Raw genomic sequence first — 12,089 nt, forward strand, 5'->3', positions numbered from 1 at the left:
GGTCAAGATCCAAATTAGTTCGACTCGGAGAGTGCCGGGTGAAGCTGGTCTTCCTCATCCCCTTCTAATTCAGAATCTTCCGAATAATCCTGTCGAATTTCCGTTAATTCAATGTCAACTTTTTGTGTTGGATCAAGACGTGTTAGATCCCATTCGGTAATCCAGCCTTTGACATATTCACGCATCCGGGTGCTGGATAATCGCTCAATCGTTGGGACCTGAGGTGGTTCCCACCCATACGCGGCTCCATGAATGGAACGAATTTTATGGTAGATTTCTTCTACAAGCTGGTCATAGGGACCGACCAAGGGTATGCGTTCGCATTCAATGAGCCGCATTCCCTGTTCTGCTTGGCGGGACAGCACCAAATCGGTTTCCGATCCTGATTCTCGCAGTTTTTCCGGTACTTTTTCCCTATCACCCTTTTCATCCAAAATCGCACTTTGAAAATCATCTGTGAGCGCCATCACCGCCGCCAATCCGGACTTATAGCCGAGATCGGCAAAGCTGGAGGCTTCCAGTCGGCCCAGCCACCTGGCTAATTCCGCATAGGACTGGGCTCGTTGCTTAAAGGAATACCTGCCAATAATTTCTGCCTCGTCGATCAGTAAAATCCAACCAGAGTATCCCGCCGCAATCATCAGTCGTGAAACAAATTTAAATCGTTGCAATGCCATCTCCATGGGTGAGACTCGTTCAAATCGATAGGCAACGCTCCCATCACAGGATTTGAGTAATCGCTTGATTTCAGCATCGGTCAGCGGATCCCCTGCCCAAAATCGAATGATCCGGTGACGTAACTCCGGGTCATTCACCATGCGTTCGTAGAGAAACACCGAGGCCGCAAACCGCCCATCAATTTCTCCGCCCTGACGATGCACCCATTCATAAAAATTCGCGTATTGGGGACTCTTAAAGTTTAAATCCGCTGCCACCTCGGCCAAGACATCTCCTCGTTTTTCGGGGATATCAGCAGCCTCAATGGCCGACCGAAACATCAATGCAGGACTATAGAGAGGCGTTTCCTTACTTATGACGACCTTGCTACACACAAATCTGGATTCCAAGGCCATACGTCTTAAGGATTCCAGCAAATGTGATTTTCCCGTACCAAATCCTCCTTCAATCAACATCCCTTTTGTGGTCCAACCCTTATGAATGCTGGCCTGAGCGTCCTGCAACATCTGTTGAAATTTGGATTTGACCATCGGCTGTGGACATCCCAGCGCTTGGACCACACCCGGGCTCGGGACACCTGCCCTCAAGGATTCAATAACCCGTTGATGCTGCACATCTTCTTTTCGGTTTCCCACTCTGGCCAGGAGACTGCTCTCGGCAAAGACTGCGGTCTGGTCAGTCAGCCTGACCATCGGCGCAAAGGGATTTTGTCGGGTTTTATCCCGGACATCATCCCAAATTCGAAGCTTTAGGGCCTCATACCGATTCAGACCCAACCGTTGATCCGAGAGAAAGGCTTGCGAGGTAACGACCACGACCAATAGCCCTTCGATTTCATCGCTGCCATCAATGAATTGTCTCAGCATCTCATAGGCATCCATAACTGCAGAGGGCGAATAATTCAGGGAGGTTGCACCGGATTCTTTGCCGCCTGTAAAGGCTGAAATATCGATGGTCAAGACCATACCGGGTTTCCCCAACAGGCGGGTCCAATGGGCTAAGGAGACGATGAGGTCACGCGCATTACTACGGGTGACCTTTTCAAAAATCAATATTTTTTTGAGAGGTGCCATTTGTCTCAGCTCGCCGCGAAGCCAGGCCTTAATTGCTCCCGACTCTGTAGAGGGACTATCCGGCAATTCCAGCTGAGCCACACACAACTGGATCATGGCCAGTCGAAATTCCCGACTCATATGAAAATCCTGAAACAAGCTCCCTTCCAACCATGCGTTCACTTCTCGGTGTATCGTGGCTTCATCGCAACTATTGAGAGAGGCCAGAGAAGACCAGCAACATTCCTCCCGCTGTTCAGGAATCTTCCATTGATGCTCTCGAAAGAGTTTTTTGACATACTCGAACGCCAAGGCATCCCAATCAATTTGTCTGGCCATTTCCTTAAACAAGAGATCAATGAGTTGAACCTTCGTACAATGAGAATCCGCGTGAATCGTGACAAAGCCTTGCTCCCGTGACAGCTCCCCCACCCCCACGCTCACAGCTTTGGCCTTCTGTGCCTCCTCCACGACCGCAAATTTGACGGCCGACCCCCCACGACGAATAAACCCCTGAAGATAGGCAGATTTGAGAACGTTCAACCATTCCTGTGGAGACATAAATTTTTCCTCAATATCCTGTTAATCTCATTCGTCTTCTCGGTTCACCCTAGGGAAACTTAAATACGGTCCGGACTCCTTTATCCCGTCTGGACAAAGGAAATTCCATAATAGGTTTTCTCCCGTCCCCCTTGCGCAATCACGGTTAAGGTTTTGTTGGCATCCCGCACACCGGTACTGGCATGAAAGTTTGCCCGATGATTGTTTTTGGTGGAAATGGTTCCACTTTTATCCAATAAATAGACATCCCGGCCAAATTCTTGTCTGGTGTATTCATTGGCCTGCCACGGAAGGAGCGTCAAGAGTTGGTACAGTTCCAAGAGGGGAATCACCGTTCCTTTGCCAATGAGGTGCTTCCCTCGACCCGCCACCACAATGGAATAGGCCGTAAAGACCATCTCCAAAAACGTTTGCGGCTTAAATCGAAGGGGTTTATTTTGAACTTCCTTTAATCGTTTGACCAAGACCGAAGGACGAAGCCGGTTTTCCCGCATTCGATCAATGGCGACCGCACGTTCTTTATGCAGGATGCGTAATAAGACGGGATAAGAAAATAAATAGCCATCGTGCTCATAGAGATTGACACCCATCTGCTGGGCAGTAGTGAGTAGTTCCTGGCGAAACGCTTTGCCCTCCAAATATCCAGCTTCATCAAAATTCAGACGGTCCTGGGTTTTCACAAAGTCACACCCCAGGCTCAGGGTCACCTCCTTGCCTTCCTCCAGTAATTTTCGCAGATTGACCAAATCACCTACTTTCGCTGCATCTTTAATTTTTTTAAATGACGCCATCACCTGCTTCGTGGTTTTTACTAATCCCCCGGCTTGCTCTTCAATATCAGCCAAGGCCTGCTCCAAATTGACGTTCTTCGGGACAGCCTTTGAAGGAGCATTCGGCAACTCAAGCACACCAGCTGCCGAACTCGACCCGCAGGCTTCTACCGTATGATCAATTCCTTCGGCACTCATGTCGGTTATCGAGTCCTCTGGTTTGTGGTGAATTCAGGCAATCGGCTTTGAAGAACCGATTGATCGGCGCATACCTGTTTCATTCGGCACATCCCGGATAATTCTTAATATTTTCGGGCTTATTCCATGAGCATAGTTCATTAAAAACCGACAACGCCTTGCTCGTGCTCAGCGCTTCTTGGTCGGTCCGCAGTTGACCAGTAGAAAGAAAGCCTTTTATGGTTGAACGATTTCTTCAGACTCTATCCATGAAAAATATGGCGCCATTCGCGGTTATTACAGGAGCTTCACGAGGGATTGGGGCCGAATATGCCAGAGCCTTAGCGGCTCAAGGCTATCATCTCCTGTTGGTCGCCCGGGACCAAAGCCGTTTGAATGAATTATCCAAGGAGATTCAACAGACCACCTCTGTTCAAGTCTGGACAGAAGCGCTGGATTTGGCCAAGCCTAACGCGGCTGAAACCCTTTACCAATTAGCTCAATCATATCGGACGGATGTGTCGTTACTTGTCAATAATGCCGGTTTTGGGCTGTATGGCTTATTTACAAACATGCCACTCTCCACGATCCAAGACATGTTACAGGTCCATATCCATGCGACCACAGAAAGCACAAGACTCTTCCTACCTGATATGATGAATCGACGGCAGGGTGCAATTATCAATGTGGCTTCCGTGGCAGGATTTTTTCCAATTCCCTATATGGCGGAATACGCCGCCACGAAAGCCTTTATCATATCTTTCTCTGAAGCCGTGGCGATGGAGGCCAAGGAAAATGAGGTAACCATCCAGGTATGCTGTCCAGGCTACACAAAAACCGAGTTTCATAGGACGGCAGGGCACTGCCCACGCCACATCTCTTCTGCTCACACTCCCCACGACGTCGTACAAAAATCATTAAAGGCCTTGATGTCCCGGCAAACCCTCGTGACTATTGGATGGCAGGGACTGGCAACCCAATGGATAACTCCATTTTTTCCTAAAAAGTGGCTGACGCGTCTTACCAGCCGATTTGTTCGACCAAATACCTCCTCTCATTGAACACACGGCCTCCATAGAAAAGGAGCACAGTATGTCCCATTCCTATTTCCATTCATTTATTGTCCCCCTTAGCATCTGTAGTGTTTGTATCCTAGCCTTTGGCTGCTCTGGCCCTCGCCCAATCCTTTATCCCAACGATCATCTTCAACAAGTTGGCCCCGATCGAGCAGAACAGGACATTGAGGAATGCCAACAGCTTGCAGAGGATTATGTCCCGGAGCACGATGCCGCGTCGGTGGCTGGGAATACTGCCGTTGGAGCGGGAGCAGGGGGTGCCGTCGGTGCAGTCAGCGGGGCCATTCGAGGAGGAGCGGGTATTGGCGCAGCCATAGGTGCCGCAACAGGTGCGACCGTTGGCTTTATTCGTGGCTTATTCCAGGCCTCGCAACCAACACCTGCTCACAAGTCTTTCGTTAACCGATGTCTTTCGGAACGAGGGTACGATTCGATTGGTTGGGAATAGATCAGAAAACACATAGGGAACATAAGGCAAGAACACCTCCAGGCGCTATTCGTGGTTGTTTCCACTTTGAGCCAATCCAGTATCGAAACGTGGCTCACAGGTGAATTAAGGAACGCCTTAAAAAAATGAGGAGCTTTCTGCACGACGGAGGGCTCGCATCAAAACTGGATCTTGATATGCCACTTCACTTAAGGCGTCCAATATATGAAGATCTTTTTCCTTGGCCAGAGCTTTAGCTTTACTGAATTGTCGTGAATTAAATCGGGCCACGGATGGCTGACCATTGATGATCTGACACGCAAGACCTCCACCATCTTTCAGTGCAAGGGTGCCCCCATGATCAAACAAGGTACGAGTCTCATCCACGCTGATCCCATGCAGTTCCGCAAAATCATGGAGCCCACTGGTCTCAATCAAACGTCCATCTGGCATGACACATTTTCGCTTAAAATGGGGAGACCAATCTTTCCGAAAATCAATATATTGAATGTCTCCACTACACGCGTTCCCTGATTCAACTTTTGTCAAATCGATCCCTAAGTTTTTTTGCCGCAACCGATCCTGTAATTCCTGAGGAAGGCCTCGATAAAAAACCCGCTCCATGCCTTCTTCCAACGTTACACCATAACTTTGACGCATGCGTTCGGCTGCCGCATATTGCTCAAGATCCATGACCCACGTGTGTTTCGGATCTTTACCAAGAGGATCAACACGACAGACGAATGCGCCTTTTGTGACAAGCGGACCTTCATGCGGATAGAGATATATCCCCCCGTCTTGAAGCACGCCAGTTATAGATTCAAGAGGAATAGCATAACTTTCAGACAGGACTCGTGCATGCACCTCCAAATCTTCCGGTTCCGTCATTCCGCAGACCATTACATTTCCAGGAGGATCATAATCGGTATAGTTCTCTAGTATATTATAGAGAACCGGGGGTTTCTCTTTTTTTAAGGGACGTTTTTTCACTTTAAACATTCAATACGCTCCTTCACGCTGAGTTTACTTTTTTTGGCCTTGGCCTTCTTCACCCTCGAGGGAAAGCCGAGATTTTCACGACACCGGTGCTTTCCGATTCCACACGAACATTCTCATTTTTAACACCATAATTTTTTCCGTGCCTTGTTGCAGATCTCGAAGTCGTAATGGTAGAAGGAAATCGCTTGTGACTCAACCGAAACACTCTCCTAATCTTCCTATGCCAAAAAATGCCCTCATTCAGGCCTTCCACCAGCTGGAAGCCTTCAAATGGAATCAGCAAGAGGGCTTCCGGCTCGCCTCAGGAAAAAACAGCCCCTATTATGTCGATTGTCGTATTGTATTGGCTCATCCGCACTCACGTCACCTTGTGGCCCAATTAGCCTATCACCTGCTGAAATCCTTAGATTTTACACTGATTGGTGGACTGGAAATCGGAGCCATTCCCCTGGCCACCTGTATTTCAGATTATGGTTATAGGGCCGATCCACAGCGGGAATGGCGAACGTTCGTCGTGCGCAAACAACCGAAGGATCATGGATTAGGCAAATTAATTGAAGGCACTATTCATCCCGGGGAAACAGCTATAGTGGTCGACGATGTTTTAACAACAGGCGGATCATTGATAAAGGCCGCCGAAGCAGCCCGCGCCCAGGGCTTAATTGTGACGCATGGGTTAGTGGTGGTGGATCGATCTGAAGAGGAAGGAAAAAGCAATCTGGCTCACATGGGCATTCAATTGCTCCCGCTTCTCACCCTGGAAGATTTAAGACAAACCCCTCCTTCCGTCCGGTAAGTCCCCCGAATATTTCCCACCACGGTTCAAAACCTTAATTGGTTCTTACGGCCTCAACGGATAGGCATCCTATTTTTCAAAGATTATCCAGTCCAAATTGATCAATGATAATCATTTTAACTCACAACCTCGTCGGTACTCACCTATTCTGGATGACTCACTTGACCGTCTCTTCTAACCAACCATACAATTTTAAAATAATTACTCAACGATTGTCTGATCAATCCCTATTCAGAGAGGACAATGCCGGCTGCCTTAACTTCCTCAAGCAAGAAAGCCATTCCCAATACTACGGAGAATAACCATGAAACGCTTTTCTTTTTCCTTGACAATCGCTCTTCTATTTCTTGGATGGTGGAACCCCACCATTGTTACTGCTGAGCCCTACCTTTTAACCGTTCAGCAACTCAAAGCAGGACTTGAAAAGGCTTCCCAACCCAAACAAAAAGGATTTGTGCTCATCGACGTTCGGAGTCCAGACGAGCATATGAGCGGCTTCATTCCCGGAACGGATTTCAATATTGATTTTCGGGAAATGCAAGGACGCCACCAAGAGCTCAATGCGAAACTGGACCAGCATATCGTGGTGTACTGCCAATCTGGACACCGCAGCAATATTGCTGCTGAAACTTTAATGGGATTAGGATATCAGCATGTGTATAATGTGGAAGGAAGTATGAATGCCTGGACCGACGCGGGATATCCTATCGAACACCCCAAGTAATCGAAAACAGCCTGCGGCAAAGAATGTTAGATTTCGCCTACAGTAGAATAGATGCCGTTAAAGTCCTGATGCATCTCCCGGAAAGCCTCCAAAAGGTGTGGATCAAAATGTGTCGGCTTTGTTCTGTCGTTCCCGTTTAAAATGATGTCGCATGTCTTCTCATGGGTAAACGCTGGTTTGTATGGCCTTTGGCTTCGTAAGGCATCGTAAAGATCGCACAGCATCACAATTCGGCCTGTGATGGGAATCTGTGTTCCCTTCAGCCCCCGAGGATATCCACTTCCGTCCCAACGTTCATGGTGAGTCAGCGCGACTTCCTTGGCCATCTCTAGCAAGGGAGATGTCGAGCCATCCAATAAACTCGCTCCCAAAAGAGGATGCTGCTTAATCGATTGCCATTCTACTTCCGTCAACGGGCCATTCTTTCCAAGAACGGCATCTGGAACTCCAATTTTCCCCACATCATGCATCGGCGCAACGGCGAATAAACAACGAGCGCGTGGCTGATCCCAGCCAATAGCCAAAGCAAGCGATTGCGAGTAATGGCTTAACCGTTCAATATGTGCCCCTGTTTCCTCATCTTTATAGCGTGACGCCCGGGCTAAGCGAAGAATAGTGTCGGCATAAGCCTGTTCCAATTCACAATTTTTCCGTTGCTCTGCCTCCAAAGAAAGCTTAAGGTCCCGGGCGTAAACAAGCATTTGGGCATGAGCTTTTTTAAGCAGTTGAGTTTTCTGACCTTCCTGCTCCAACATCTGCTTGAGATCTTTGGCATAGGCCATGAGTTGAGAGCGGGCCGCCTGGAGTTCCCCTGTGGCAGATACTTGGGAACCTTCGGCCTTCGAATACAGCATACTTGATGAGGGAGAAACCCCATCTTCCTCGTTGGGTTTATCCTCATTCATTAGGCAAGTACTTCCCGAACTTTTTGAATCAACTCTAATGGGCTAAATGGTTTGACCAAATACCCCGCAAGATCAAGAGAAGCTATCTGCTTACGTGCATCAAGCCCGTCTTTCGCCGTTAACATGACAATTGGAATTCTAGCCGTGTCGGAGTGTAGGCGAAGCTTTCGTACCACCTCACACCCATTTAGACCCGGCATCATCCAATCAAGAATCAATAGGTCGGGAATGTGAGTGCAAACGGCATCCACCGCCGCGCAACCATCTATAGCAGTGAGAATCCGATACGAGGGGTCTTCAAGAGTAACCTGGACCAGGAGCCTAAGATCTTCTTCATCATCGGCAATGAGGATCGTTTTCACGGGACCCACCATGGTAAACATTTCGCGTTGGCCCGAAAAAGGCTCAGGGAATATCTAATCCATCACCGAGATATTCATCCTCCTTGATGACATGATCGTCTTGTTGAGATGCAGGTTCAATAGCGTTGTATGGCTCAGAATTCCAAATGTTATTTTCGACTTTTCTGGCCACGGTAATAAAACCGGAATGGGCAACCATTCGGTGATCGGGTCGAACACTCCGGCCTTTAATATTCCACGTCCGCAACAATGTTTCAAAATTTTGAACCATGGTAAAAACTCGGCTCTGTTCCAAAGCCTGTACCGTTTGCATCACCTGCGGCACCGTCGGGACATAACTCAAATATAGACCCCCGGACCGTAATGCCCGTGCCGCATGCGGAACCACTCGCCATGGCTCTGGAAGATCCAATACCACTCGATCAAACATCCAGGCAGACGCCCCTTCCCCAATCTCGATACCTTCGTATGCATTACGAATCTGAAGGAAATGGTTAGGTACCTTTCCCATGAACCGTTCAATATTTTTCGTGGCCGTGGCCGCAAAATCCTCTCGCATTTCATAGCTCACCACACACCCACGATCCCCCACCGCCCGCAAAAGAGCCATCGTTAATGCGCCAGAGCCCACCCCGGCCTCAAAGACCCTGGCTCCTGGATAAATATCCGCCCACATTGGAATGACGGCTAAATCTTTGGGATAAATCACCTGAGCTCCTCGAGGCATTTTCAAGGTATACTCAGCTAACGTTGGATGAACGGCTACCATTAACTTTCCATTAGAAAACTGGACCACTGTCCCATCCGGTTGTCCAATAATGTCATCATGACTAATCCGGTCTCCACTATGCTGAAAGATTTCTCCGGCTTTAAGCGTGACCGCATACGGTCGTTCTTTCTTGTCGATTAAATGAACTCGTTCTCCCGATTGAAATGTTTTCATAAGGCACGCATTCTAGCAAGGCTTTTCTCCGCTTTGATACCCACCATAATGGTGGAGCCTTCTTAAGTGAACCAACTCGACAACTACTCGACATTTCAATGGGATCATTCTTGACACCCTCCCCATTCAGACGTATGATTAATCAACTTCAGTCTTTACATACCTATCGCCACCAAATTCTCAAAATTTTTCAGATCCTTTATTTTTGCAAATGGCATTTGTGCGAATGTTCTCAATATACAAAAAGAATCGAACACCGGCTCTGGAAGGGATCAGAAGAGTTTTTTTAACCACAGCACTCTCGGCTGCTCTTGATGCAGGAATAGTCGCATGGTGATCACAATGGTTGTTGCCAATCTACCATGAAACGCCTTTTTACAGTTATTGGGCTTGGGCGCTTCGGCTATAGCGTGGCACAAGGACTTGTCACCAAAGGATGCGAAGTACTTGCCATCGATAAGGATGAGGAAAAAATCCAGGCGATCAGTGACATTGCGACATTTGCCGTCCAATGCGATGCGACTGATGAACGCGCGTTAAAAGCGGTCAGTGCTCAAAACGTCGATGTCGCAGTCGTCAGTATCGGTGAAAACATTGAAGCCAGCATACTTATTGTTCAAACACTTAAGGAAATGGGAGTAAAATCCATAGTGGCGAAAGCCGTGGCCCCAATCCAGGGAAAAATATTAATGAACCTAGGGGTCGATGAGGTCATCTACCCCGAACGAGATGCAGCTATCCGTCTCGCACATAGGCTTGTCTCACCGAGCGTACTTGAATATTTAGAATTGGCTCCAGGCTTTAGTGTGGAAGAAGTGTCCGTTTCAGAGAGCTTGTCCGGGTTAAGTCTTGAGGATGTTAAGTTACGCGGCAAGCATAACTTGAATGTGATTGGGATAAAAAAACAAGTTACCAGAATGGTCAAGGGGCGCATGATGAAAGAAGAAATATTTAATTTCACCCCAAAACCCGATGACGTCATTGAAAAAGGTGATGTCTTGGTCATGATTGGCCGGGAAGAAGATTTGGACCGTTTTTGCAATAACGTGTAAGAAATATAACAGTTCCGTCAATTACCTCTGCACTTTTTAATTCCTCACCACCTCTCTCCTATAAATTGTGCGTTTTTCCCCTTTCGCACTATCCAGGGAATGCGATGGGCTACCGATTTCTTTAATAGCTATCCTTTCATTCTAAAAGATAGGAGAAATTTCACAGAGCGCAGTTTTGTCGTTAGTTTTCATACTGTTAACCATTTAATGAAATAAGAGCTTCACTTCATACCATCGTAATAGAGGAAATTCAGCTTTTCAAAAATGGGCATTAAGTTCTTTTCCATTGATAGATAAGGGCTGAAACATATCATTGGCTTGGTTTTTGCTTTTAAAGCATTATTTAAGGTTCACATGGATGTTGAACTATCGGCTATCGGAAACCTGAACCCACAGGGGAAACTATCATGGAATACCAAACTGTTTTGGATGAGCCCACAGAATCCGAACTCGCTACCATAAAGACTGAGGGAGTCAAACCTTCAATCAGAGGATTCGGGCCGGCTCTCGAATCATTATATTTCCGATCATTTGGCAGCCGCCCTCTTCTCAATAAAGATTCCGAGATCGAATTGGCGAAGGAAATTGATCAAGCGTCCAGAACAATCAGGGTCATTATCAAACAAAGCCTTCATCTCACTCAGCCATTAAAAAAGGGACCAGAGAAAGAAGAAACTATTGCTTTACTCAAGGAAACGTTTGCCTTGAGTGGTTTTTCGGCTCCCGCCATTGAAAAATTGAAATCCGTTCTGTTGGCCTTAGGCCAAACGAATCCCTCCGTGTCCTCATCCATTCAGGAGCTCTGCCGACAACTTCAAAACGCGAAATTTCAACTAGAAAAAGCGAAATCCGAACTCGTTCAGCGGAATCTTCGCCTGGTTGTAGACATCGCGAAACGATATACGGGTCATGGATTGGCCTTTTTGGACTTAGTCCAAGAGGGGAATATCGGGCTTATGAAGGCGGCAGAACGATTTCAATATCGCAAAGGGTTTAAGTTCAGCACCTATGCCACATGGTGGATTCGACAAGGGATTACGCGATCACTCGCCGACCAATCTAGAACCATTCGTGTCCCCGTCCATTTAAATGAAATCTCCAATAAGATTGCTCGCGCCTCCAAACGGTTGACACAACAGCATGCCCGCCCAGTTCAGTTGGATGACATTGGAGAGGCGCTCAAATTGAGTGTGGAAAAAGTTCATGACACCATTCAAGCCTTTCAAGATCCTATATCGTTAGAAACTCCGGTTGGAGATGGAGAAACCTTTCTCACAGACTTCATTCCGGATATGGGAACTTTGACGCCCGATGGACCTGTCTCACGCCAGGAGACGAACCAACAAGTCGAACGGATTTTGGATTCGCTGACTCCAAGGGAACAAATGGTGATCCGCCTGCGTTTTGGCATTGGCCAAGACGAGCCCTGGACCCTTGAAGAAGTCGGACAAAGTATGTCGGTTACCCGGGAACGTGTCCGCCAAATTGAAGCCAAAGCCCTTCAAAAATTAAAGGAGCCTGCTATGAAGGATATGTTATATTCCATTAAGTAGAAAATCACTGCGTT

The 12,089-nt window shown here is 47.5% G+C and carries 11 protein-coding genes and 1 pseudogene; 6 read left to right on the plus strand and 6 right to left on the minus strand.

Annotated features, from left to right (window positions below; translation table 11 throughout):
* Positions 1 to 14: 14 nt before the first annotated feature.
* Positions 15 to 2,291: a BREX system ATP-binding domain-containing protein gene (locus tag PQG83_RS08635; protein ID WP_312748528.1), complete on the minus strand. Its 2,277-nt coding sequence runs from the start codon at positions 2,289 to 2,291 to the stop codon at positions 15 to 17.
* An 80-nt stretch (positions 2,292 to 2,371) separates the two neighbouring features.
* Positions 2,372 to 3,259, minus strand: coding sequence for a hypothetical protein (locus PQG83_RS08640; protein WP_312748530.1), 888 nt, complete (start codon positions 3,257 to 3,259; stop codon positions 2,372 to 2,374).
* Between the two features lie 218 nt (positions 3,260 to 3,477).
* Between PQG83_RS08640 and PQG83_RS08645 the strand changes: the two genes are divergently transcribed.
* Together PQG83_RS08645 and PQG83_RS08650 are read left to right on the plus strand one after the other, a co-directional pair.
* Positions 3,478 to 4,299, plus strand: a complete 822-nt coding sequence (locus PQG83_RS08645) for an SDR family NAD(P)-dependent oxidoreductase (RefSeq protein ID WP_312748532.1) — start codon at positions 3,478 to 3,480, stop codon at positions 4,297 to 4,299.
* A 31-nt stretch (positions 4,300 to 4,330) separates the two neighbouring features.
* Positions 4,331 to 4,762, plus strand: coding sequence for a YMGG-like glycine zipper-containing protein (locus tag PQG83_RS08650; RefSeq protein WP_312748534.1), 432 nt, complete (start codon positions 4,331 to 4,333; stop codon positions 4,760 to 4,762).
* 117 nt (positions 4,763 to 4,879) lie between these two features.
* Here the strand turns inward: PQG83_RS08650 and PQG83_RS08655 are convergent, their stop codons facing one another.
* Complete coding sequence (locus PQG83_RS08655) at positions 4,880 to 5,740, minus strand: hypothetical protein (protein ID WP_312748536.1); 861 nt, start codon at positions 5,738 to 5,740, stop codon at positions 4,880 to 4,882.
* Positions 5,741 to 5,927: 187 nt separating this feature from the next.
* Here PQG83_RS08655 and pyrE point away from each other — a divergent pair, with 187 nt between their 5' ends.
* Complete coding sequence (gene pyrE, locus PQG83_RS08660) at positions 5,928 to 6,536, plus strand: orotate phosphoribosyltransferase (protein WP_312748538.1); 609 nt, start codon at positions 5,928 to 5,930, stop codon at positions 6,534 to 6,536.
* A gap of 304 nt (positions 6,537 to 6,840) precedes the next feature.
* Positions 6,841 to 7,260, plus strand: a complete 420-nt coding sequence (locus PQG83_RS08665) for a rhodanese-like domain-containing protein (RefSeq protein WP_312748540.1) — start codon at positions 6,841 to 6,843, stop codon at positions 7,258 to 7,260.
* Positions 7,261 to 7,286: 26 nt separating this feature from the next.
* Here the strand turns inward: PQG83_RS08665 and PQG83_RS08670 are convergent, their stop codons facing one another.
* From PQG83_RS08670 to PQG83_RS08680, 3 genes are read right to left on the minus strand one after another with little or no spacing between them, the layout of a single operon-like run.
* Complete coding sequence (locus PQG83_RS08670; RefSeq protein WP_312748541.1) at positions 7,287 to 8,165, minus strand: HD-GYP domain-containing protein; 879 nt, start codon at positions 8,163 to 8,165, stop codon at positions 7,287 to 7,289.
* Positions 8,165 to 8,527: a response regulator transcription factor gene (locus PQG83_RS08675; RefSeq protein ID WP_312748542.1), complete on the minus strand. Its 363-nt coding sequence runs from the start codon at positions 8,525 to 8,527 to the stop codon at positions 8,165 to 8,167. The genes PQG83_RS08670 and PQG83_RS08675 overlap by 1 nt, the downstream gene beginning before the upstream one ends.
* A gap of 43 nt (positions 8,528 to 8,570) precedes the next feature.
* Positions 8,571 to 9,470 (minus strand): tRNA (adenine-N1)-methyltransferase, encoded by a 900-nt coding sequence (locus tag PQG83_RS08680; protein WP_312748544.1) that lies wholly within the window; start codon positions 9,468 to 9,470, stop codon positions 8,571 to 8,573.
* A 362-nt stretch (positions 9,471 to 9,832) separates the two neighbouring features.
* Between PQG83_RS08680 and PQG83_RS08685 the strand changes: the two genes are divergently transcribed.
* Together PQG83_RS08685 and PQG83_RS21135 are read left to right on the plus strand one after the other, a co-directional pair.
* Positions 9,833 to 10,522 (plus strand): potassium channel family protein, encoded by a 690-nt coding sequence (locus tag PQG83_RS08685; protein WP_312748546.1) that lies wholly within the window; start codon positions 9,833 to 9,835, stop codon positions 10,520 to 10,522.
* An 842-nt stretch (positions 10,523 to 11,364) separates the two neighbouring features.
* Positions 11,365 to 12,075, plus strand: a pseudogene (locus tag PQG83_RS21135) (sigma-70 family RNA polymerase sigma factor); the annotation flags it as partial.
* Between the last annotated feature and the right edge of the window lie 14 nt (positions 12,076 to 12,089).

This window comes from Candidatus Nitrospira neomarina, from assembly GCF_032051675.1.
Taxonomy (GTDB): Bacteria; Nitrospirota; Nitrospiria; order Nitrospirales; family UBA8639; genus Nitrospira_E; species Nitrospira_E neomarina.